Here is a 21,936-nt window from a genome sequence, read left to right as displayed (position 1 = left end):
GAGCCCGGGGCAGATGCTGCCGGGAACGCGGTTAAAACGCGATCCACTCGCTGGCGGTGGTGACCTCGTCGAGGACGTCGGCGAGTGGCTCGGTGCCGATTCCCGGGCCGGTGGGGACTTCGAGGTGACCGTCGGCGAGGACGAACGGCGGTGTGATGTCGGTGGCGAAGTAGCGGTGGGAGCCGGAGGTGTCGCCGGGGAGGGTGAAGCCGGGGAGGGCGGCGAGGGCTACGTTGGCGGCGCGCCCGATGCCGGTTTCGAGCATGCCGCCGCACCAGACGGGGATGCCGTGGGCGCGGGCCAGGTCGTGGATGCGGCGGGCTTCGAGGTAGCCGCCGACTCGCGCCGGCTTGACGTTGATGACGGAGCAGGCGCCGAGGGAGATGGCCGCCGCGGCGTGGGCGGCCGACTCGATGGACTCGTCGAGGCAGATCGGGGTGCGCAGGAGCTTCGCGAGCTGGGCGTGCTGCACCAGGTCGTCGTTGGCGAGGGGTTGTTCGATCAGGAGGAGGTCGAACGCGTCCAGTTTGGCCAGGTGTTGGGCGTCGACGAGGGTGTACGCCGCGTTGGCGTCGACCTGGAGGAGCAGGTCGTCGCCGAAGCGTTCGCGGACCGCGCGGACGGGTTCGAGATCCCAGCCGGGTTCGATCTTCAGCTTGATCCGGACGTAGCCCTCGGCGACATAGCGCTCGACGGCGTCGAGGAGTTCGGGGACGGTGTCCATGATGCCGACCGAGACGCCGCAGGGGACGCGGTCGCGGGCGGCGCCGAGGTAGGAGCCGAAGGACTCGCCGGTGACACGGAGTTGGGCGTCGAGGACCGCCGTCTCCAGAGCGGACTTCGCCATGTGGTGGCCGGTGAAGGGTTCCAGGGCCCGGCCCACCGTCGCGGCGTCGACGCCGTCCTTCGGCAGGGCGGGTATGAGGAACTTGCGCAGGACGTCCTGTGCGCCGTCCACGTACTCCGAGCAGTAGCGGGGCTCGGACATGGCCGCGCATTCGGCCCAGCCCTCTCCTTCGGAGGTGACGACGCGGACGAGCAGCACGTCGCGGCTGGTCTCCACGCCGAAGGAGGTGCGGAACGGGGCGACGAGGGGCATCGCGATCCGGCGCAGTTCGATGCCGGAGATCTTCAGCTTCATTACGGGTGGCTCCTGGTGCGGTGTGCCGGGTGGGTGAGGGAGGGGGTGGCGCGGTGGACCACGTAGCTGCGGCGGTTGTGGAAGCCGACGACTCGGGCTCCGTCGGAGAGCAGGCCGCCCAGGGTCTGCCGGACGGCCAGCCGCCAGGCACGGGCGGCGCCGGCGTCCGCGCGGCGGAGGCTTTCGATGTCGTCGGGGAGGTCGATGAGTACGACCTCCGCGTCGGTGGCGCCGAGTTGGGGCAGGCCGCAGTGATCGCGGACGCCGTGCGCGGCATTCGCCGGCACGTCGACGTCCGGGGTCTCGGGCGTCGTCGGGGAGGCGGAGAGGTCCCAGGCGGCCAGGACCCGGTCGGTTTCGTCGCCGCCGTTGATGGCGTCGTCCATGGTCCCGTAGAAGGACCGCAGGTACTCCTCGGGGCGGGCGCCGAGTTTGACGAGGTTGAAGTAGGCGTTGCGGCGGATGAGGGGGTCGTATGTCCAGGTGATGCGCTTCAGTCCGCGGGTGAGCGCCCACTGCCGCTGGTGGAGCTTGAGAGCCAGCCCGATGCCTCGGCCCTTGGCGGCGCCGGTGATGTGGGAGTGCAGGGTGGTGCCCGTGGGTGTGCCGAAGAAGGCGACGGACGCGCCCACCAGCCGGCCGTCCTCATACGCTCCGGCCACGTAGTTTCCGGCGTGGGCCAGGGCCCGCATGACCTCGGCGGAGACGGGTGCGCCGGCCGGGCCGGTGCCCCAGATCTCGGCGTAGAGCAGGCTGGCGCTGTCGAACTCCGCCATGCCGTGGAGTTCGCGGAGTTCCAGTCCGCTTGCCGGCCCGCTCATTGCATCGCTCCGACGAGGTGGGCCAGCAGCCGGGCGCGGATCGGCATGGTGGCGGTGACGACGTGTTCGTGGTCGGCGTGGGCGCCGTCGCCGACCGCGCCGAGGCCGTCGAGGGTGGGGCAGCCCACTCCGGCGGTGTAGTTGCCGTCGGAGGCTCCGCCGACGGCCGCCTGCCGCGGGGCGTCGAGGCCGAGGTGTGCGGCCGCTTCGGTGGCCAGGGCGAACAGTTCGCGGGACGCGTCGGGGTCCAGGGGCGGGCGGTTGGGGCCGCCCCCGATCTCCAGGCGGGCACCGGGGAGCTGCGGCGGGAGGTTCCTGATGAGGGCGTCGACCGTCTGCTGGGCCGCCGCGTTGGGGACGCGGACGTCCACGCTCAGTTCGGCCCGGGCGGGCACGGTGTTGTTCGCGGTGCCGGCCGACATCACGGTGGGGGTGATCGTGGTGCCGGGCCCGGTGCGTGTGGTGACGGTGTCGGCCAGCTGCTGGAGGGCGAGGATCTGGTGGGCGAGTTCGGTCGCCGCGTTGATGCCCTTCTCGGGTTCCAGTCCGGAGTGGGCGGCGCGGCCGTGCACGGTGAGGTCGTAGGCGGAGACGCCCTTGCGGCTGGTCTTCAGCGCTCCGCCTGCCGCGGAGGGCTCCAGGACGAAGGTCGCCGCGCACTGACGCGCGGTCTCCTCGATGAGCGGGCGGGAGGTGGCCGAGCCGACCTCCTCGTCGCCCGTGACCAGGACGCAGATGCCGTCGAGGGAGGGCAGGGAGGCCAGGGCGTGGAACATCTGAACCAGTCCGGCTTTCATGTCGAAGACGCCGGGGCCGCGGGCGATGCCCTGTTTCACGGACCAGGGGTGCGTGGTGAGGGAGCCGATCGGCCAGACGGTGTCGTGGTGCCCCAGGAGCAGGATGCGCGGGGTGCCGAAGCTCCACCGGAGGTGGGTGACGCCGTCGATCACCAGCGTCCGGGGCGCGGCGCCGAGCAGTCGCTCCCCCTGTGCGGCGACGACCTGCGCGCTGCGGGCGACGGCCGCGTGGTCGGCGGAGTACGACTCGCACGTGACGAGTTCTTCGAGGTCGGCGAGCATGGCGTCGAGGTCGTACGGGTGGTGCGCTCGCGTGGATTGGCTTTCGTGGTCAACCGGCACGGGTGAGTCCTCCATCGGGGGATGACCTGGGACGACGTGGGATGACCGCCACGCTAGGCAGGGTGGACGGGGCCGGGTTGGTGGCTGCGTCACAACGTGAGCGGCCGATTCGTACGGCGGTCCCAAACCGCACCCGCCGCGGTGCCCGGCCTGGCGTCCGACCGGCCGGGCACCTGTCCGGGGCAGCTGGCGTCAGCCCATGTGTGCGCTCATCAGCCGCCTGGTGTTCCCGCCGAGGATCTTGAGGATCTCCGCTTCGGTCCGGCCCCGGCGGACCAGTGCGTCGGTGACCAGGGGCATGCCTGCCGGGCCCGCCAGTTCGGGGAAGTCGAACAGCGGTCCTCGTCGTCCGGCGATTCGCAGCAGGGTGGCGTGACATCGACCATGACCTCGCGGACGAAGTCCGATCCGAGGCCGACATGGTCGATTCCGGCGACCGAAACGATGTGCTCGATGTGGTCGACGACCCGGTCGACGCTCACCTTCGCCTGGTCGTCGGTGAGGAAGTCCGGTACGAAGTTCGTCGAAGAGGATGCCGAGGCGTTCCATCTCCCGCAGGGCCTCGATGCCGGGGGCCGTCAGCCGGCTGCCGGTGGGGTCCTCAGGAGGGGCTGCCGCCGTCGGGGCGCGAAGTCGGCAGCCCTCCCCTCAGGTTTCAGCCCTTGCGGGGGTAGAAACTGCCGACGGCGTCGCCGTGGGACGTGCAGGCCGTGTCGTGGTAGCTGTCCACGAAGGTGCCGGTGAGGCCGGTGAACGCGTCGTACGTCTGGTCCATGGGCAGGTCCTTGCCCACCCTGAATCGCAGCTGCACGTGGACGGACTCGCGGGGCCTCAGCGTCTTCGGGCCGGGGATGGCGCCGCGGGCGTTTCCACCTTGGCGCAGCGTCTTCCAGGCGCGCTGCGAGGTGTCCCAGTACTGCAGATCGCCGTACGGGCTCAGGTCGCGCTCGCCCTCGTTATAGACATAACTGCCTAACTTGGCGCTGAGTTCGAACGACTTCAGCTCCTTCGCCGAGGCGTTGGTGAGCGTGGCGGTGTAGGTCGTCCAGTGCGTGCCGAGAGTGATCGACTTGGGTATGCCGAACGAGCGGCCCACGAAGGTGTTGTTGTGGGGCTGCCCGACGTCGGAGCATGTCGGGAGGTCCGCGGCAGGGGCCGCTTGGGAGGCGGGCGCGGCGGCCATCGCCACGGGGAGCAGGGCGGCCGTCGCGGCCGTGGCCGACAGGGCGCGGCGCAGTTTCATGAGGATCTCATTTCCCGGTTCTTCGGACCCTTGGAACCTTTGTTTCCAGTGCCATTAGTGCCATTGAGTTCCAAGGCCGTGGATTCTTGGGTTGTCAGGTTCTTGGAGAAGTGGTTGGGCTTACGCGGTGACGTCCGTGGCGCCCGGACCGGCCACGCCCTGGCGGCGGCGCACGCCGATGACCGCCCCCGCGCCGACCACCATCGCGGCTCCGCCGGCGAGAGCGATCGCCGGGAGCGCGGACGAGGAGCCGGTCGCGGCGAGGTGGGCCCCGCCCTGCGGGCTGAGGCCACCGGTGGAATCGGAACCACCCGTACCACCGCCGGCCGCGGCGCTCTGGCCGGGCTCGGCCGTGGCACCCGGCTTGCCCGGCTCGCTCGGCTTGGCGGTCGGGGGCTGCGTCGGCTTCGCGCCCGCGGGGAGGATGGTGAAGTCGTACCAGGCTTCCTTGGCCGAACCGCAGGAACCGTCGCGGTTGCGGTAGTCGCCGGCGGCGAGCGCGTACCCGGCGTCGGGTTTGGCGTCCTTGACCACGCGGGTGCGCAGTTGGAGCGTGAGGGTGCTGCGCGGACCGACGGCAAAGAAGCCGAACAGGTCGTCGGGCTCCGCGTCGTGGAAGGTCTTCCACCGCCCCGTCTTGGCGTCGCGGTACTCGGTCTCCAGCTCCCAGTACGGCCGGTCGACATCTTCGGCGGAGGACACGAACAGGAAGGGCTGGACCTCCTCCAGGGGCTTGCCGGTGGTGTTGGTGAGCGTCATGGAGAAGGGGGTCCAGGCGCCGCCCGCAGCCAGCTGGTGCGGCAGCCCGTGGACGGCTGCGTGCAACTGGTCGGACTCGAACGCGCAGGACTGACCCGCACCGTCGGCATCACCGGCGGCCTCGCCTCCCCCGGTGGCACCACCCGCGCCGGTGGCGCCCTCAGTGGTCTGTTCGGCGGTCCCGGCGGCTTTCGGCTGCTTCCCCGGGGCGGGACGGGCGGCCCCGTCGCGGTCCTGGGATGCCGAGCCACCGGCAGCGGCTTCGCCCGGGCGCCGCGGCTCGTGCGGGTTACCCGCTCCGCCGCCGCTCGTGGCGGAATCCGCTGACCGCTCCGCCGGTGTTGCGGCATCGGGTAAGTCGGGAGAGGCGGGCATGCGGGGACCGGCCTCGGACACCGGCGCCGTTGCGAACGCGGCGGCGGGCGCGGCCAGTACGGCGGCGGGCGCTATCACGGCAGCCGCTGCGGCGGCCGTCAGGGCGCGGCGAATCTTCATCCAGCAGACCTTTCGTATCCCAAGTGCCGCCTGGACGGCACAGGTTGACGTTCGTCATGTTCAGGCCGTGCGTGTCTCGTGGTGCGCGTGAGTGCACATGCAGACATGCGTGCATGCGCACACCTACGCCTCATATATGAGGATTCGCACCGCGAAAAGGTTGCACTCTCACGTCACTGAAGTGGCGCATGGGCAGGAAATCTCCTGGGATTTCCGCTGGGGTCCGTCTTCAAACAAGGAGCACCGCGTGGTGGATCAGGGTGGGGTGGGGTGGGGCGGTACGTCGCCATGAACTCACTTGCCCTGACCGGGAGTTGCTCGTATCTGCTGATCCCGCGGGCCTGACCTGCCGGGTCCGCCGACCGTCAGCCGGACGAGGTGGCGGTGGGACCGGTCCCCGCGGAACGCGCCCCGGCCCCGCCGTCGCCGTCGTCGTCCATGCCCATCAGCCGCAGCTGCACCATCGCAGCGAACCGTGCGGATGGATCCCGCAGGTCGAACTCCCCCACCTCGGCCACCCGGCGGATCCGGTAGCGGAAGGTGTTGGGGTGGACGAACACGCTCGCGGAGGCGGTGATCACGTCTCCGAAGGCGTCCAGCCACGCCCGCAGGGTCTCCACGAGGTGGGCGTTGTGCTTGGCGTCGTAGGCCACCAGCCGGGCGAGCGGGCCGGAGAGCTCGTCGCGGTTGGCGACGGCGAGGTCCCGCATTTCGATCAAGAGCGCGTCGACATACACATCGGCGATCGAGGCGACGCGCTGGGCCGCCCGGCCGCTGAACAGCACGCGCAGCGCACGGTCCGCGTTGGCGCGGGAGCGGGCGAGGGCGGAGGGCTCCTCGGCGACCGAGCCGATGCCGATGACGAGGCCCGCCCGGTCTCCGGTGCGCTGCAGAAAGTTCGACGCGACCTGCAGTGCGCGCTCCCGCGCGTGGGCGGAGTCGCCCGGCACCGGGAAGAGCCCGTAGGCCACGTCGCCGAGCAGCGCCACCGCGGACCGCGGCTGGACCGCGGTGAGATGCACGGCCAGCGCGCTCGCGAGGCGCTGGCGCTCCGCGGTGACGTGGGCGTGGTCCACGCCCTGATCGGCTTGCAGTCCCATGGCGACGACCAGCGTGGGTTGGTTCACCAGCCCCAGCCGGCCGAGCGCCTCGACCGCCCCCACGCCGCCTTCCAGCGCGGTCGTGACGAGATCGGTGCGGAGCCGGTGCTCGGCGTCGGCGCCCGCCCGGAACCGCAGCATGTGCAGCGCGACGAGCTTCGCCGCCTCCTGGAACGCCCGCTCCCGCTCCGGGGTGAGGGGCTTCCGCAGGGCCGCCCACACCGAACCCAGGATCTCGTCACCGGCACGCACCGCGATCGCGACCCTCGGCAGCGCGACCTCGCCGTCGACGGTGGGCGGCGGAATGTGCACGGGGCCCTCGCTGCGGTACAGCTCGCGGAAGACTCCGTGCTCCTCGTGGATACGCACATAGCGCTCGGGCACCTGCCGGGCCAGGATGCTCGCCACCCGCGGAGCGTCCGCCTCGTCCTGCCGGCCGGAGAAGGCCAGGATCCGGGAGCGACGGTCCTCGATGGTGATCGGCGCGTCCATCAGCGTGGCGATCGCGTTGGCCAGCGCGAACAGGTCCCCGGACGGCACCCCGCCCAGGGTCTGCCCGCCGGCCTCGCCGATGTCCCCCTCGGAGAGCAGGGTGCGCAGCATCGCCGCCAGCTGGGCCCAGGAGGCCCCCCGGGTCAGGGCGAGCAGGGCCACTCCGGTCTCGGCCACGACCGAGGCGAGTTCCTCGCTGTCGCCGACGGGCCCGCGGACCACGAGAGCGGCGGCGCCGTAGGCGGAGAGTTTCCGCAGGAGCCGGGCGATCTCCCCGGCTCCATGGACACCGACGCCGAGCACGACGGCGTGCCGCGGGTAGTGCTGCTCATCGTGCGGATCGTGAATGCCGACGCCGCCGAGCTCTCCCGCCGCACCGGGGTCACCGTGGACCAGGTCCAGGAGTGTGGGGCCGAAGTCCTCGAGCACCCGACTCAAGCCTCTGGCGGGGTCGGCCGACATGTGCCTGATCATCTCCGCAGGTTAGGACCCTCACAGCCTGCGAGGTTCGTACGTGCGGACGAGGATAGGCGACCGTCTCCGTCCCCCGGAACGAAGTCTTCCGGCTCGGGCCCCGACAACCGGGACAGGGTCGCGTCCACCAGCGCCTCGGTGGAGTCCACGAGCGGCAGCACTCGCGCCGCCGCCCTGCTGACCAGCGGAATCTCCGTACAGGCCGCGATGACCACCTGCGCCCCCTGTCCCTTGAGCGCCTCGGCGGCCGAGGCGATCCACCCCTCGGCGAGCTCCCCACCCGCCCCGCCCTTGACCGCCCGGATCGCACCGTCGACGTACTCCCGCTGAACGCACCCGGACACCTGGACCACCTCGACCCCGATCCGGTCACCGGGGCGTTCGCCGGTGCCGGCGTTGGTCGAGGGGGCGCGGTGGCTTCAGCGGGCGGGGTCAGCTGCATCTTGCGGAGACCAAGCAGGGACGAGGCCCTCAGACCTTCGACGCCCTCGGGCTGCGTGAGGTGTCGCTGCCAGGCACCGGCTCGGAGGCGTCGGCGCCCAGGGCGACGATCCGGTTGTCCGCGTCGACATGCACGACCTGCGGACGCAGCGCACGGGCCTCCGCGTCGTCCACCTGGGCATAGCTGATCAGGATGACCAGATCCCCCGGGTGCACCAGATGCGCCGCCGCCCCGTTGATACCGATGACACCCGAGTCCCGCTCGCCCTCGATGACATACGTCTCCAGACGGGCCCCGTTGTCGATGTCGACGATATGGACCAGCTCACCGGGCAGCAGGTCGGCGGCCTCCATCAGCGCGGCGTCGATGGTGACCGACCCCACGTAGTGCAGATCGGCCTCGGTCACCGTGGCCCGGTGGATCTTGGACTTGAACATGGTGCGCAGCATGAAGAAGCTCCCGGTTTGTCTGCTCCCTGCCTGCTTTCTGCAGGTCAAGGGCGGTCTTCGGAGACTACAACGCTTCGCATGTTCGGTCAGCTGTTCCAAGGTGTTACCGGACCCACGCCGACCGAACGCCGAAATCCCTGACGAGGCATCAGGTATCGGCAGGGACTGCTCGGGGGTCCACCTCACCCCCAGGGCCGCCCCTCACGTACGACCGAGCATCACAGAGGCTGCAGCAGCAGAAGATCCATTAGCCCTGACCGCGATCTTCAGCCCGGGCTGATTCTGCTTGGCCGTGCGCCCTGGCTCACAGGACGTGGGTGGCCAGGCCCCCGCTCAGCCCCGTGGCGTGCCCCGCTGGACTTCGTACGTCCAGCCGCGCGGCAGGATTGCCCTCGTCGAGACGCAGGGCCTCATATGCGTCGCAGACGAGACGGAAGGCGGCTTCCTCCGCGGCGATGAGGTCGACTCCGTACGGTCCGGCGATGTACACGGGGCGGCGTTCATCGCCGTCCCGTTCCCAGTCGAAACGATGGTTGTACTTCTCAGAGAGCACATCGTCCGGCTTTCGGGGATCGTGTAGGGGCATCGATGAGCGCGCGATCCTGGTCGCCCTCGTTGAGCATCCGATGCAGGTCGAGGGCCACCTTCCGGTGCGCCGCCAAGGCAGACGAGCGGCCGATGTTGGCGCCATGCTCCGTCGGCCGCCACGGAGCTCTGGCCTCGCTCATGTTCCACAACTCCCTTACGCGTACGGGCAGAACAGGCCAGGCTACGGTGGCGACGGCTGGTCACGAGCAGGAATTCGATGCGCGCGCCCATAGCCGTCGGACCACGGGCGCACCGCACTGAAATGGTGACCGTACAGGTACGCCGGGGCGGCTCGATATCCTGCATGGCGTGATCAACTCGTACGCGAGCACAGACGATGCCGAGGTTGCGATAGCTGCGGCACATGCCGGCGCGGCGGTGGTGCGCAACATGTACGGCCAGCAGCTCTCCCGCATCGACAAGGGTGCCGGGGACTTCGCCACCGCCGCCGATGTGGAGGCCGAGAGGACGATCCTCGGAGTCATCCGTGCTGCTCGGCCTCATGATGCGGTGCTCGGCGAGGAAGGCGGGCAGCAGGGCGCGGTCGCCGCTGTGCGCCAGTGGTTGGTGGATCCCTTGTGCGGCACGCTGAACTACGCCGTCGGAAACATGCTGGTGGCCGTCAACGTGGCGCTGCGCAACGGGGCGGCTGCGGTGGCCGACCCGTTCAGCGGCGAAGTCTTCTGCACCGATGGTGAGGCCGCCTGGGTGCGGCACCGAGGGGTTGATGCAGAGCTGGCGCCCACGCCTGCCACCCGGCTGGTGGACGTCAACCTGGATCCGCCGTTTCCGAGCGCGCCCGGATTCCGGGCCGTGGACTTGCTCGCCCACCCCAGGTTCGTCGAGCGGTTCCGACCGCGGGTTGTGTCCACGACGTTGGCGTTGGCCTGGGTCGCGGCCGGCAAGCGTGCCGCGTACGTCACCGATGGCGTGGGCCTGTCCGAGAGTGTGCATTTCGCCGCTGGCATCGCTGTGTGCCGGGCCGCCGGCTGCGTCGTCACCGGGATTGACGGCGGCCCGATCGGTCAGGCAGGCCGCGGACTTGTGGTGGCCGCTGACGCCGAGACCCACGAGTTGCTGATGTCGATGATCGGCAGTCGGAGGTAGTTCGGAGGAAGTTCGAAGGTAGTTCGGAGGTCGTTCGGATGTAGGGCTGTGGGCGCACGGGTTTGGGCGGGTGGGGGCAGGCTACGGCTCGTGTGGGGCGTCCGCCTCGGCGTATGCCCGGCTCTCTGCGGCTGCCGGCGCCGACGTGCCCCGGTGAGCCCGCGGTGAGCTCCCGGTGAGCCCTCGCCGCGACTGTTGGCTCATCGCCGGATCCGCCGCGGACCGGCCACCCAACAGGGAGCGACGATGAACGTTCTGACCGGCAAGACGGCACTGGTGACCGGCGGCTCGCGGGGAATCGGCCGGGCGGTCGCGCTGCGGCTGGCGGCCGAGGGCGCGCTGGTCGCCGTCCACTACGGCGGCAACGACCAGGCGGCCGAGGAGACGGTGGGGCGGATCGAGGAAGCGGGCGGCCGGGCGTTCGCGATCCGGGCCCGGTTCGGCGCGGACGGCGCGGTGGAGCGGCTGTTCAAGGAGCTGACCGGGGGGCTGGCGGGGGCCGGGCTGGACATCCTCGTCAACAATGCGGGCATCAGCTCGGGCAACCCGATCTCGCAGGTCACCGAAGAGGAGTTCGGCAGGCTGATGGCGATCAACGTCGCCACCCCGTTCTTCGTGATCCAGCGCGCGATGGCGCTGCTGAACGACGGCGGACGCATCATCAACATGGGCTCCACGGCCAGCCGGTTCGCGGTCTCCACCCAGATCGGCTACACGATCAGCAAGGCGGCGCTGGAGTCGATGGCGCCGTCGCTCGCCAACGAGCTCGGCCGCCGCGGCATCACGGTGAACACGGTCGCGCCAGGTGCCGTGCGGACCGACATGACCGCGGGCTACACCTCCATCCCCGAGGTGGTGGCCGGGCTGGAGTCGATCACCGCGCTGGGGCGGCTGGGCGTGCCCGAGGACGTCGCGGACGTCGTCGCGTTCCTGGCCGGCCCGCAGGGCCGCTGGGTGACCGGTCAGACCGTCGACGTCTCGGGCGGGACCTTCCTCGGCCCGATTGCCCCATGATCCTTCGCGCCGATGAATAATCGCCGGCATGCAGTTCGGAATCCTCGGCGAGACCCGAGCATGGCACGGCGACGGCAACGAGGTCCCGTTGGGCGGACCGGCCCGGCGGGCACTGCTGGCCCTGCTGCTGGTGCGCCCCGGCGAAGTCGTCTCGACGGACCGGCTGGCCGACGAGATCGACCCCGCCGGGGCGCTCTCGGCACATTCGCTGCAGTCCCAGGTGTCCAGGCTCCGTACCTCACTGGGCGCCGGGGCCGCGATCGAACGGGCCGGCGCGGGGTACCGGATCGTGGTCGATCCGGACGCCGTGGACACCTCCCGGTTCGAGCGCTTGGCCGGGGAGGGCCGTGCGGCGCTCGCCGACGGCGACGCCGGTCGGGCGGTCGTACTGTTGCGCGAGGCGCTGGAGCTGTGGCGGGGACCGGCACTGGCCGACCTGCCCGAGAGCGAGACGGCCCGGGCCGCCGCCGTGCGGCTGGAAGAGCGCCGGCTCGGGGCACTCGAAGACCGTATCGAAGCGGGGCTGCGGCTCGGCGAGCACCGGGCGGTCGTACCTGAGCTGCGCGAATTGGTCGGCCGCCATCCACTACGGGAACGGCTGGCGGGGCTGCTGATGCGGGCGCTGTTCGCCGAGGGCGGGCAGGCCGAGGCGCTGGTGGTGTTCGAGGAGACCCGGCGGCACCTGGCCGACGAGCTGGGCGCCGACCCCTCGGCCGAACTGACGGCGCTGCACCGGGAGTTGCTGAGCACCGATCCGACGCCGTCGCCCGCCGCGCCGCCCGCCCAGCTGACGAGCTTCGTGGGTCGCGCCGATGAGGTGACCGAGGTCGCCGAGACGTTGCGGGTGGCCCGGTTGGTCACCCTCCTCGGGCCCGGCGGCGTCGGCAAGACCCGGCTGTCGGTCGAGGTCGCGGGCGTCGGGGGCACCCCGGACCAGGTGTGCTTTGTGGAGCTGGCACCGTTGCGCGACGGCGCCGGCCTGCCGCATGCCCTGCTGGGCGCGCTCGGCCTGCGCGAGAACGGGCTCCAGATGGACGGCGGCGCGAAGGCACCGGTCGATCGTCTGATCGCGGCGCTGTCCGACCAAGTGCTGCTGCTCGTCCTGGACAACTGCGAGCACCTTGTCGACGAGGTCGCCAGGCTGGCGGCGCGGCTGCTGGCGACCTGCCCGCGGCTGCGGGTGCTGGCGACGAGCCGGGAGCCGCTCGGCATCATCGGCGAGCACCTCTTCCCCGTGCGGCCGCTCGACGAGGACGCGGCCGTACGGCTGTTCACCGAGCGGGCCGGTGCCGTGCGGCGCGGCTTCACCGCCGACCCCGAGGTCGTGCGGCGGATCTGCGCGGCGCTCGACGACCTGCCGCTGGCCATCGAGCTCGCGGCGGCGCGGTCGCGCACCCTGGACATCGACGACCTGGCGGGGCGGCTGGACGATCTGCTCGCCGTCGGCGCCCGCGGCAACCGCACGGCGGACGAGCGGCACCGCACGCTGCGCTCGGTGGTCGCCTGGAGCTGGGACCTGCTCTCCGAGCCCGAGCAGCGGGCCGCGCGCCGGTTCACGGTCTTCGCCGGGGGCGCGACGGCCCGGTCCGCGCTTCGGGTGTGCGGCACCGACGGTGAGACGCTGGAGGCGCTGGCCGACAAGTCGCTGCTGGAGGTCGCGGGCGGCCGCTACCGGATGCTGGAGACGATCCGCGCGTACGGTGCCGAACGGCTCGACGCGGCGGGCGAACGCGAGTCCGTGCGGCGCGCCCACGCCCAGCGTCTGCTGGAGCTCCTGCGCACGGCCGACCCGCATCTGCGGCGGGCCGAGCAGCTGGAGTGGCTGCCCGTGGTTGCCGCCGAGCACGGTGACCTCCTGGCGGCGCTGCGCTGGGCAGTCGAGGAGCCGGCGGTGGAGACGGCCTTCGAGCTGCTCGCCGCGGCGTTCAACTACCTGTGGATCCGGGGCGCGTCCGCGTCAGTCGCGCCTCTGGCGATCGCGCTGCTCGCATCGGTGGGCGAGGCGGCCCCCGACGGGCTCGGCGAGGAGTACGCGACGTGCGTGCTGCTCGCCGGCGCGGCGTCGGCCACTGGCGAAGCCGGGGAGCAGGTGTGGCAGCGGCACCGTGCGACGGCCGGCAAGGCGCTGGCGGCCGCGTGGCCCGGCGACCGGTCGGGCCGCTACCCGGTCGTCCTGCTGCTGTGGATGATGCGGAACGCGGGCGGACCGGACCCGCAGAGTGCCTTCGCGCTCGTCTCGTCCCAGCGCGACTGTCCCGAGCCGTGGGCGCGGGCCGCCGCCCACTACGTGTCGGGGTTCGGGCACCTCGGCCGGCGGGATCCCGCGGCGGCCGAGGACGCCTTCGGTCAGGCCCTGGAGGAATTCCGTTCGCTCGGCGACCGCTGGGGCATCGCGCTGGTCCTGGACACGCTGGCCGGCGTGGCCGGTGCGCGCGGTGACCGGACGCGTGCGGTCGCGCTGACCGACGAGGCCCTGGTGCTCACCGAACGGCTCGGCGCCCTGGAGGACAGCGCCGACCTGCTGGTCAACCGGGGCGATCACCTGGCCGGGGACGACCCGGCGGGTGCCCGTAACGCCTATGCGAACGCCGCCGCGCTCGCCCGCCGCGCCGGCAGCTCCACCTACCTGGCGGCTGCGCTGCGCGGGCTCGGCGACATCGCCCTGGAGGAGGGCGACCTGGCGGAGGCGGAACGGCTGTACAGCGAGGCGCTGGAGCGGAACGATCCGCACTGGATCAAGAGTCTGGGGCCCCGGGTGCGTACGCTCATCGGCCTCGGCCGCGTCGCCGCGGCCCGGAGCCACCACACGGAGGCGCGCACGTACTACCGGCAGGCCGCCGAGGTCGCCGACACGGTCGGGGCACACGCCCCGGAGGTGCTGCGCATGCTGGGGTTGTCCGAGAGGGCCGTGGAGTCCGTCCTTGAGGCGGTGGCCGCGGACCGGTGAGCCGCGGTCGCTCCTCCGCGGTGAGCGCACGGTGAGCCCGCGGTGAGCGCTCCCGTAGAAGGTCTGAGGCATGACGAACCTCAAGGTACTGATCTCCGGCGCCTCCGTCGCCGGCCCCGCGCTCGCCTACTGGCTCCACCGGCACGGCTTCCAGGCCACCATCGTGGAGCGCGCCCCCGCGCTCCGCGACGGCGGCTACGCCGTCGACTTCCGCGGCGAGGCCCACCTGACGGTCCTGCGCCGCATGGGCATCCTGGCCGACCTCGAGCGCGTCCGGACGGGCACGGGCTCGATGTCCTACGTCAACAGCGCGGGCAAGCCGCAGGCCGAGCTGCCCGCGGACCTGTTCGCCGGGGACATCGAGATCCTCCGGGGCGATCTGGCCCGGATCCTGTACGACGCCACCAGACAGCACACCGAGTACGTCTTCGGCGACTCCATCACCTCACTCACCGAGGACGCCCAGGGCGTGACGGTGTCCTTCGAGCACGGCGCGCCGCGCCGGTTCGACCTGGTGATCGGCGCGGACGGGCTGCACTCCACCACCCGCCGCCTGGCGTTCGGTCCGGAGGAAGAGTTCGTGAAGCACCTGGGCGTGCACTGCGCGATCTTCACCACCGCCAACCACCTCGGGCTCGACCACACCGGGCACGCCTACCGCACCGCGGGCAAGCTCGTCGCGCTGCACAGCGCCCGCCACAACGCCGAAGCCAGGGCCGTCTTCTACTTCGCCGCGCCGCAACTGGATGTGGACCGCCGTGACGTGGCGCGGCAACAGGCCCTCCTCGCCGAGACCTTCGCCGGCAACGGTTGGGAGAGCGACCGGCTGCTCCAGGACATGCGGTACGCGCCGGACTTCTACTTCGACTCGGTCGGCCAGGTCCACATGGACACCTGGTCCCGCGGCCGGGTCGCCTTGATCGGCGACGCCGCCTACTGCCCGTCCTCCCTGTCGGGCATGGGGTCGGGTCTCGCTCTGGTCGGCGCGTACGTCCTGGCGGGCGAGCTGGCCGCCGCGCGCGGCGACCACCGCGTCGCGTTCGAGCGGTACGAGGAGGAGATGCGCGAGTACGCCGTGGGCTGCCAGAAGATGGGTGACGGCGTCGCCAGGCTGATGGTCCCCGGCAACCGCGCCCTGGCCACGCTCCTCAACCGCTATTACAAGGTCATGCCGTACCTGCCGGGCAAGAACATGGCCTCCAAGATCGCCCGCAAGGCCGCGGAGAACATCACGCTCCGCGACTACCGTGAACGTGCCCGGCGGTAAGCGCACGGAGGAGTCGTGCCCGCGCCCGCGGGACCTGGACGCCACCATGGTGCACGCACGCAGAGAGCCCTTCCACGGCAGCACCGCACACCGGAAGTTGGCGGTCAAGAGGAAGACGAGGGATCACCGGTGCTGTCTGCCGTGGCTTGCCGAGGGCCGGGCGTGGTCGTCATCCGGGTGCTTCCTGTGAGACCCGCCTGGTGGGCGAGGAGTGCGGCCTGTACACGGTTCTCCAGTCCGAGGCGGGTGAGGATGCGGTTGACGCGACTCTTCACGTTCCCCTCGCTGAGGCCGAGGGCCGCGGCGATCCGGGCGTTGGACATGCCTCGGGCGACCAGGACGAGGACGTGGAGTTCGCGTTCGGTCAGCGCGCTCAGCGTGCCCGGGGTGTCCAGCCGGTCCAGCCCGTCTTCCTGTCTGCCCTCACGCGGTGCCGGGTCGGGGGGAACGGGGGCGTTGGGCAGCAGGGCGGCAGGCAGCGCGGTGACGGTGTCGATGAGGCGGCGCGTGACGCTCGGTGCGAGGACGGGCTCCCCGCCTGCTGCCGTGCGAAGGGCATGGGTGAGCTGGTCGGGAGGGCTGTTCTTCAGCAGGAAGCCGGCGGCTCCGGCTCGCAGCGCGGCGTGCACGTATTCGTCCAGATCGAATGTGGTGAGAACAAGGACACGCGGAGCCGGCCCCGGTCCAGGCCAGCTGGTGGTGATGCGCCGCGTGGCTTCGACGCCGGTCATGCCGGGCATACGGACGTCCATCAGCACGACGTCCGGCTGGAGTTCGATCGCGTGTGAGACAGCCTGCTCCCCGTCGGACGACTCGCCGACGACGGACAGGTCCTCGCGGCGGTCGATGACCAGCCGGAGCGCGGTGCGGACCATCTCCTGGTCGTCGGCAAGGAGTACGCGTACGGTCATACGCTCTCGTTCTCCTCCGCCGGTTGAGATGCCTGCGCGGACAGGACGGCGTACAGCCGCCAGCCGCCGTCCTCGCGTGGCCCGGCCCGCAGCACGCCGTCGAAGGCCGCCACACGTTCGCGCATGCCGACGAGTCCCCGGCCGCTGCCGGGGACGGGCCGGTGGCCCGGTGGTGCCGGGTCGTTCTCGACCGCGATCGTGAGGTGGGAGTCGTCTCCGCGTACGGTGACCCGCACGCTGACGGGCCCGGCGTGCTTGATCACGTTCGTCAGTGCTTCCTGGATGATCCGGTAGCCGGAGATCAGCAGGCCGGCGGACGGATCGGTCCGTGCCTGGAGGTCCGACACGTACGTCACCCGGCAACCGGCAGATGTCGCGGCGCCGATGAGTGGCTCAAGGTGTTCCGAGGACAAGGACGGTTCGGGCGCGAGCCCTTGGTCCCGGAAGGACAGCAGTCCGAGGAGGCGCCGCATCTCGATGAGCGCGGTGTCGGCTGTCCGCGCGATGAGCCCGACACTCTTCCTGGCCTCCGCGCCTTCTGCAGCCTCCACCGTGGGTGGGACGCCGCTCACCAAGCCTTCCTCGGTGGCTCGCGCCAGAACGGCGATCGCGCTCACGTGGTGGGCGACCACATCGTGCAGGTCCCGGGCGATGCGGGCCCGTTCGGTGACCACCGCTTGCCGGGCGTTGCGCTCCTGCTCGGCCCGCAGACGCCGATTGAGGTCCCGCAGGCGTGCGGCATGGGCGTCGATCCTGCGCCGGCCGTACCCCAGGGTCCAGGCAAGGGTGAAGAAGACGACGAACGTCGTGGCGCTGATCGGCTCCAGCGATCCGAGCCGGGGGCTCTGCCAGTGCCCGGTGAGGGCGTCGGCAGCGGAGGTGGACGCGAGGCACAGCACCGTCCCCGGCACGCTCGCCGAGGCCGTCGCGTAACGGGCAACGCCGTACACGCCGATCACCAGCAGGAAGGGGCCGGGTATCCGGCCGTGGATCGGGCTGAGTATCTGGAAGACCACGTAGAGGCCGGTCATCGCCGCCAGGACTGTGCAGGGACGCGTCCGCCTGCACAGCAGCGGAACGGTCTGCATGCCCCACAGCGCCACTCCCCAGGCGCCCGGCTCCGGTGAGCGGTCCAGCACCGTGACCACATCGAACAGCGTGATGCCACCGCCCAGGGCCGCATCCGTCAGACGCGGCCGGTCGGCCATCCATCGCCGCACGGCTCGCGGCGCGGCACACATCGTAGTGATCATTTCAGTTCGTCAGGCTAGAGGAAGACGAGGGCTCGGCGGATCATCCGTCAGGGGCGCATCGATAGTTGCGCGGCCTCCCCGGAGATCGCCACAGCGACCGAGGCGCTGCGCACCTGCCCCCTCCTAGCGTCTTTTCCATGACGAACATCCCGGTGTCAACACCCCCTGTCGGGCAGACCGGTCCGACGGCGCGGCCTCAGCGTGGCGCGAAGAACGCGAGTAACCCTCCCAGGCATCACAGAGGGGCGGCGCCCGCCGTGCGGATACTCCTCCTGCTGCTCGGCACCGGCACGATGCTGTTCGCGGTGGGCGGCCGATGGGACATCGCCGCAGCGGCGTGGATCTTCCCCGTGCTCCTGCTGCGTTTCACCCGCCTCAGCGGCGTGGGGACCGGGGCACTGTGGATCTTGCTGGCGCACGTCGCCGCCGCCGTCTTCTGGATCCAGGACTCGGCGATCGGCCTCAACCCCGTGACCGCGGCGGGCGCGGCTGCCCTCGCCGCCGTGCAGACGCTGCCGTTCCTGGCCGACCGGCTGCTGGTCGGCCGGCTGCGCCCCGCGGTGGCGGCTTGCGTCTTTCCGGCCGCTGTCGCGGGCGGCGAGTTCCTGATCACCGTGCTGTCGCCGTTCGGTACGGCCTACGGTTCGCTGGCCGTCACCCAGTACGGTGACCTGCCACTCCTGCAGATCATTTCGGTCACCGGTTCGTACGGGATCGGATTCCTGATCGCGTACTTCGCCAGTACCGTCAACCGGATCTGGGAACGGCCTTCATGGCGCGGCGGCCTGGTCTACGGGGCGGTCCTGCTGGCCGTCGTGCTCGCGGGCGGCGCCCGGCTCGCCTTCAGCCCGGCCCCGAGCACGACCGTGCGGATCGCCGGGGTGAGCCCTGGCCGGGCCGTGACCGATGAACTCGCGACCACGCTCCGCCGGATCACCGGCGGAGCGGCCGGCATCGCTGCCGCTCCCGCATCGACGGTGCGGCCCGCGATGACCGCCGTCGAGAACGACCTGCTCGCCGCCACCCGACGCGAGGCCGCCGCCGGAGCGAAGATCGTGGTCTGGCCGGAGGAGGCCGTCAAGACCCAGGAGGCCCACAGGTCCGACGCCATCGCGGCGGCACAGGAGCAGGCCCGCAGGTCAGGCATCTATCTGGAGATCGGTCTCCGCGTCTACAGCACCACCGCCCCCGCCTACGGCCGGGACGAGGCGATCCTCATCGACCCCCACGGAAAGGTGCTGTGGACCTACCAGAAGGCGCATCCCATCCCCGGCTCGGAGAAGTTCACCCCCGGTGACGGCCGTGTGCCCGTCGCCGACACCCCGTACGGCCGGATCGCCGATGTCATCTGCTACGACGCCGACTTCCCCGCCATGATGCGGACCAGGGCCGACATCATGCTCGTTCCCTCTCACGACTGGAAGGAATACGGCGGCGCGCACACCATGAAGGCGAGCCTGCGCGCCATCGAGGGAGGCTACGCGCTGGTGCGTCAGGACGCGGAAGGCGTCTCGACGGCTTACGACAACAAGGGCCGGGTACTCGCCACCACCGACTACTTCACGACCGGTCAACAGACCATGGTGGCGTACGTGCCCACGCACGGCGCCACCACCCTCTACGACCGGATCGGCGACCTCTTCGCCTGGCTCTGCCTGGCAGGAGTCGCCGCGCTCACCCTCACGGCCCTGACCCGCCCGTGGCGCCCCGCATCCGCCAAGTCCCGCACCGAGACGGACCGTTCCACGGACTGACGCGCAGGTGATCCCCCCGTCACCCAGCCGTTGTTGCAGGTTCACAGGTTGCGCCGGGACAGCGCCAGCACGCTCAGACCGAACATCAAGACACCCAGGGGAAGATGGACCGACGGGACGTGAGCGATACCGAGCACGACCTGGACCGAGGCCAAGACGAGGAAACCCGACGCGTGCCGGACGGGCCGGGGCGAGCCACCGCCCGGCCTCCACGCCAGCACCGCCGCGAGCACGTACAGCATCGACGCCCCGTACATCACACGGGCCCCGACGCTGTGCAGCGTCTCTCCGTAGGACGAGGTCAGCAGCAGTCCGGCGGAGACCGCCTCAAGGAAGAGGGTCAGGGTCTGCAGGGCGATCGCGATCCGCAGGAACGAGGAGCTGCGCGGTGCGTTCGCCGTCGCCGTCACCTGAGTGGTCATGTCACAGTCCCCTTTTCCGCCCTCGGGCAGTGGTCGATAAGGTCTCACCGACCCGACGACGCGGGCCTGCGAAAGGTAAGGCGAGGGGGCGGCCGGAAGATGGGGACTGTCGGGACCAGCGCAGACGGAACAGCCGGCGAGCGACGCCAACTGATCAACGTCGCTTACCGGTTGCTCGGTTCGCTGACCGAGGCCGAGGACGCCGTCCAGGATGCCTACACCCGCTGGTACGGGCTGCCGCGGAGCCGGCAGGAGGAGATCGTGTCCCCCGGCGCCTGGCTGACGACGGTGACCAGCCGCATCTGCCTGGACCTGCTCGGCTCGGCGCGGGCCCGCCGTGAACGCTATGTCGGCGCGTGGCTGCCCGAGCCGCTGCCCGACCGCACCGAGTGGGGCCACGCGGGCGGCGCCGACTCCACCGGCCCTGCAGACCCCGCCGACCAGATCGTCCTGGACGAGTCGGTGTCCATGGCCTTCCTCGTCGTCCTGGAGTCGATGACGCCCGCCGAGCGGGTGGCGTTCGTCCTGCACGACGTCTTCCGGTACCCGTTCGCCGAGATCGCCGTCGTTCTCGGCCGGACCACTGCGGCCTGCAAGCAGCTGGCCGCCTCCGCCCGGCGGCGGGTGAGCGTCGCGCGCGCCCCCGCCCCGGTGACGACGACCGACCGGGCAGACGTGATCAGGCACGTCAAAGAGGCATGGGAGACCAGGGACATCGCAACCCTCGTCGGTCTCCTCAACGCGGCCGCCGTGATGACCGCCGACGGCGGCGGCATGGTCGGCACCGTCCTGCGCCCGGTCGAGGGCGGCGCGCGCATCGCCCAGTACATGGTCGCCATTGCCGACAAGGCTCCGGGGCTCGAACTCCTGGAACGGTCGGTCAATGGCGGGCCGGGCCTGGTGGCCCGGCGTGCCGGCGTCGTCACGACCGTAGCCTCGTTCGACATCTCCGACGGGCGCGTCACCCGGATCTGGGCAGTCCGCAACCCGCAGAAGCTACGGCCGTGGGCACGGGAGCGCTAGCCAGAGGCATTCCTGCATCGTGTTTCGCTTCACTGGCCTGCCGCTGACGACTACTGACCGCCGCCTCCACCGCAGCGCATCACAGCGTCGCGGTCGTCCGCTGCCCGGACGCGCTGCCCGCGAGCCACTGCCCCCATCCCAGGTTGAAGGCGGCGTAGCCGTTGTCGGCCGATGCCTTGGCACGGGGCGAGCCGGTGATGGTGATGGGATCCCCCTGCTTGACCTGGCCGTAGAACCACTTGGCGTCCGGCAGGGAGAGGTGGACGCAGCCGTGCGAGCCGCGGGCGCTGCCGCTGCCCGGATTGGGATCCCCGGTCGAGTAATGCACGTACGTGCCGGACTGGGTCAGGTGGACATCCCAGGGCAGCGTCAGGTCGTAGTAGTTGGAGCTGCCCTTGTTGCAGCTGATGCCGACGCTGCAGGAGGTCATGTGGACCTTCTCCTGCTTGTCGATGACGGCCATCGTGCCGTTCCAGGTCGGGTATTGAGCGCTGCCCGCGTTGATCGACAGGGTGCGCACCGGCTTGCCGTTCCGGGACACCTTCATGGTGTGGCCGGTCACCGAGACATCCGCGCGCACATCGTCGCCGATCTTGAAGGTGTGCGTGTAGCTGCGCACGCCGTAGCGTCCGTTGCCGTTGCTGACGCCCTTCAGGTCGGCGTCGATCTTCACGCTCGTGCCGGCGGGCCAGTACGTCTTCGGCCGCCAGTCGGCGCGCTTGTCGCCGAACCAGTGCCAGGCACCGGCCACCGGATGCGAGGCGCTCACCTTCATGTGCTTCTCCACCGTGGCCCGTGCCTTGGCCTCCACCGGGTTCGTGAAGACCACCGAGATCGGCATGGCCACGCCGGCGGTGGTGCCCGTCTGCGGGGTGATGGTGTCCAGAAGCATCGGCGGGCCCGCGGGCTTCGTCGGTGAAGGCGAGGCGCTCGCACTCGGCTTGCCCGGTGCCTTCGCGTCGTCCCCACCGGCCTTGTCACCGCCGCCCCCGCCACAGGCACTCGCGCCCACCAGCATCGCACCCGTCACGAGTGCGATCCCTATGCCGCCCTTGCGCCGCCCCACGACCTGCCCCACTCTCTCGCTCTTCGGCC

The 21,936-nt window shown here is 71.0% G+C and carries 19 protein-coding genes; 6 read left to right on the top strand and 13 right to left on the bottom strand.

Annotated elements, in window-relative coordinates; all coding sequences use genetic code 11:
- Positions 1-31: 31 nt before the first annotated feature.
- From menC to OO62_RS40370, 9 genes are all read right to left on the bottom strand, one after another.
- Positions 32-1,141 carry an o-succinylbenzoate synthase gene (menC, locus tag OO62_RS00960; protein ID WP_033265131.1) on the bottom strand — a complete coding sequence of 370 codons (1,110 nt, stop codon included), beginning with the start codon at positions 1,139-1,141 and terminating at the stop codon, positions 32-34.
- Positions 1,141-1,962: a hypothetical protein gene (locus OO62_RS00955; protein ID WP_033265130.1), complete on the bottom strand. Its 822-nt coding sequence runs from the start codon at positions 1,960-1,962 to the stop codon at positions 1,141-1,143. The genes menC and OO62_RS00955 overlap by 1 nt, the downstream gene beginning before the upstream one ends.
- Complete coding sequence (locus OO62_RS00950; protein WP_033265272.1) at positions 1,959-3,041, bottom strand: M20 family metallopeptidase; 1,083 nt, start codon at positions 3,039-3,041, stop codon at positions 1,959-1,961. The genes OO62_RS00955 and OO62_RS00950 overlap by 4 nt, the downstream gene beginning before the upstream one ends.
- 715 nt (positions 3,042-3,756) lie before the next feature.
- Positions 3,757-4,344: a hypothetical protein gene (locus OO62_RS00940; RefSeq protein WP_033265129.1), complete on the bottom strand. Its 588-nt coding sequence runs from the start codon at positions 4,342-4,344 to the stop codon at positions 3,757-3,759.
- A 120-nt stretch (positions 4,345-4,464) separates the two neighbouring features.
- Positions 4,465-5,598, bottom strand: coding sequence for a hypothetical protein (locus OO62_RS00935; protein ID WP_033265128.1), 1,134 nt, complete (start codon positions 5,596-5,598; stop codon positions 4,465-4,467).
- Positions 5,599-5,963: 365 nt separating this feature from the next.
- Positions 5,964-7,652 (bottom strand): PucR family transcriptional regulator, encoded by a 1,689-nt coding sequence (locus OO62_RS00930; RefSeq protein ID WP_180290298.1) that lies wholly within the window; start codon positions 7,650-7,652, stop codon positions 5,964-5,966.
- An 8-nt stretch (positions 7,653-7,660) separates the two neighbouring features.
- Complete coding sequence (locus tag OO62_RS00925; protein ID WP_051732453.1) at positions 7,661-8,017, bottom strand: aspartate/glutamate racemase family protein; 357 nt, start codon at positions 8,015-8,017, stop codon at positions 7,661-7,663.
- 118 nt (positions 8,018-8,135) lie between these two features.
- Positions 8,136-8,555, bottom strand: coding sequence for an aspartate 1-decarboxylase (gene panD, locus OO62_RS00920; protein ID WP_033265127.1), 420 nt, complete (start codon positions 8,553-8,555; stop codon positions 8,136-8,138).
- A 304-nt stretch (positions 8,556-8,859) separates the two neighbouring features.
- Positions 8,860-9,108: a hypothetical protein gene (locus OO62_RS40370; RefSeq protein ID WP_228332368.1), complete on the bottom strand. Its 249-nt coding sequence runs from the start codon at positions 9,106-9,108 to the stop codon at positions 8,860-8,862.
- Between the two features lie 344 nt (positions 9,109-9,452).
- Here OO62_RS40370 and OO62_RS00910 point away from each other — a divergent pair, with 344 nt between their 5' ends.
- From OO62_RS00910 to OO62_RS00895, 4 genes are all read left to right on the top strand, one after another.
- The gene (locus OO62_RS00910; protein ID WP_033265125.1) at positions 9,453-10,250 is read left to right on the top strand and encodes an inositol monophosphatase family protein; all 798 of its coding nucleotides are present in this window, start codon (positions 9,453-9,455) and stop codon (positions 10,248-10,250) included.
- Between the two features lie 246 nt (positions 10,251-10,496).
- Positions 10,497-11,264, top strand: coding sequence for an SDR family oxidoreductase (locus tag OO62_RS00905; protein WP_033265124.1), 768 nt, complete (start codon positions 10,497-10,499; stop codon positions 11,262-11,264).
- Positions 11,265-11,292: 28 nt separating this feature from the next.
- Positions 11,293-14,211, top strand: coding sequence for an ATP-binding protein (locus OO62_RS00900; protein ID WP_033265123.1), 2,919 nt, complete (start codon positions 11,293-11,295; stop codon positions 14,209-14,211).
- A 70-nt stretch (positions 14,212-14,281) separates the two neighbouring features.
- Complete coding sequence (locus tag OO62_RS00895) at positions 14,282-15,478, top strand: FAD-dependent monooxygenase (protein WP_033265122.1); 1,197 nt, start codon at positions 14,282-14,284, stop codon at positions 15,476-15,478.
- Between the two features lie 104 nt (positions 15,479-15,582).
- Here the strand turns inward: OO62_RS00895 and OO62_RS00890 are convergent, their stop codons facing one another.
- Positions 15,583-16,389, bottom strand: coding sequence for a response regulator (locus tag OO62_RS00890; RefSeq protein ID WP_078616952.1), 807 nt, complete (start codon positions 16,387-16,389; stop codon positions 15,583-15,585).
- Positions 16,386-17,630, bottom strand: coding sequence for a sensor histidine kinase (locus OO62_RS00885; RefSeq protein WP_248782269.1), 1,245 nt, complete (start codon positions 17,628-17,630; stop codon positions 16,386-16,388). Before OO62_RS00885 ends, OO62_RS00890 begins: the two co-directional genes overlap by 4 nt.
- A gap of 269 nt (positions 17,631-17,899) precedes the next feature.
- On the opposite strand from OO62_RS00885, the gene OO62_RS00880 reads away from it, so the two are divergent.
- Positions 17,900-19,396, top strand: coding sequence for a nitrilase-related carbon-nitrogen hydrolase (locus tag OO62_RS00880; protein ID WP_051732451.1), 1,497 nt, complete (start codon positions 17,900-17,902; stop codon positions 19,394-19,396).
- Positions 19,397-19,437: 41 nt separating this feature from the next.
- Here the strand turns inward: OO62_RS00880 and OO62_RS00875 are convergent, their stop codons facing one another.
- A complete protein-coding gene (locus tag OO62_RS00875; protein WP_033265120.1) occupies positions 19,438-19,818 on the bottom strand; it encodes a hypothetical protein in 381 nt (126 codons plus the stop codon).
- A gap of 99 nt (positions 19,819-19,917) precedes the next feature.
- On the opposite strand from OO62_RS00875, the gene sigJ reads away from it, so the two are divergent.
- Entirely contained in the window at positions 19,918-20,841 is a 924-nt protein-coding gene (gene sigJ / locus OO62_RS00870) for an RNA polymerase sigma factor SigJ (protein ID WP_033265119.1), read from the top strand.
- A 79-nt stretch (positions 20,842-20,920) separates the two neighbouring features.
- Here the strand turns inward: sigJ and OO62_RS00865 are convergent, their stop codons facing one another.
- A complete protein-coding gene (locus tag OO62_RS00865; RefSeq protein ID WP_033265118.1) occupies positions 20,921-21,919 on the bottom strand; it encodes a L,D-transpeptidase in 999 nt (332 codons plus the stop codon).
- Between the last annotated feature and the right edge of the window lie 17 nt (positions 21,920-21,936).

Source organism: Streptomyces lydicus, from assembly GCF_000717345.1.
GTDB classification, from domain to species: domain Bacteria; phylum Actinomycetota; class Actinomycetes; order Streptomycetales; family Streptomycetaceae; genus Streptomyces; species Streptomyces lydicus.
This window is presented reverse-complemented; position numbering and strand designations above follow the sequence as displayed.

Excerpts from the sequence above, each read along its gene's own strand:
- OO62_RS00885 (WP_248782269.1), bottom strand. The coding sequence starts at position 17,630 with ATGTGTGCCGCGCCGCGAGCCGTGCGGCGATGGATGGCCGACCGGCCG.
- OO62_RS00940 (WP_033265129.1), bottom strand. The coding sequence starts at position 4,344 with ATGAAACTGCGCCGCGCCCTGTCGGCCACGGCCGCGACGGCCGCCCTG.
- OO62_RS00890 (WP_078616952.1), bottom strand. The coding sequence starts at position 16,389 with ATGACCGTACGCGTACTCCTTGCCGACGACCAGGAGATGGTCCGCACC.
- OO62_RS00900 (WP_033265123.1), top strand. The coding sequence starts at position 11,293 with ATGCAGTTCGGAATCCTCGGCGAGACCCGAGCATGGCACGGCGACGGC.
- OO62_RS00950 (WP_033265272.1), bottom strand. The coding sequence starts at position 3,041 with ATGCTCGCCGACCTCGAAGAACTCGTCACGTGCGAGTCGTACTCCGCC.
- OO62_RS00905 (WP_033265124.1), top strand. The coding sequence starts at position 10,497 with ATGAACGTTCTGACCGGCAAGACGGCACTGGTGACCGGCGGCTCGCGG.
- OO62_RS00935 (WP_033265128.1), bottom strand. The coding sequence starts at position 5,598 with ATGAAGATTCGCCGCGCCCTGACGGCCGCCGCAGCGGCTGCCGTGATA.
- OO62_RS00930 (WP_180290298.1), bottom strand. The coding sequence starts at position 7,652 with ATGTCGGCCGACCCCGCCAGAGGCTTGAGTCGGGTGCTCGAGGACTTC.
- sigJ (WP_033265119.1), top strand. The coding sequence starts at position 19,918 with ATGGGGACTGTCGGGACCAGCGCAGACGGAACAGCCGGCGAGCGACGC.
- OO62_RS00875 (WP_033265120.1), bottom strand. The coding sequence starts at position 19,818 with ATGACCACTCAGGTGACGGCGACGGCGAACGCACCGCGCAGCTCCTCG.
- OO62_RS00955 (WP_033265130.1), bottom strand. The coding sequence starts at position 1,962 with ATGAGCGGGCCGGCAAGCGGACTGGAACTCCGCGAACTCCACGGCATG.
- menC (WP_033265131.1), bottom strand. The coding sequence starts at position 1,141 with ATGAAGCTGAAGATCTCCGGCATCGAACTGCGCCGGATCGCGATGCCC.
- panD (WP_033265127.1), bottom strand. The coding sequence starts at position 8,555 with ATGCTGCGCACCATGTTCAAGTCCAAGATCCACCGGGCCACGGTGACC.
- OO62_RS00895 (WP_033265122.1), top strand. The coding sequence starts at position 14,282 with ATGACGAACCTCAAGGTACTGATCTCCGGCGCCTCCGTCGCCGGCCCC.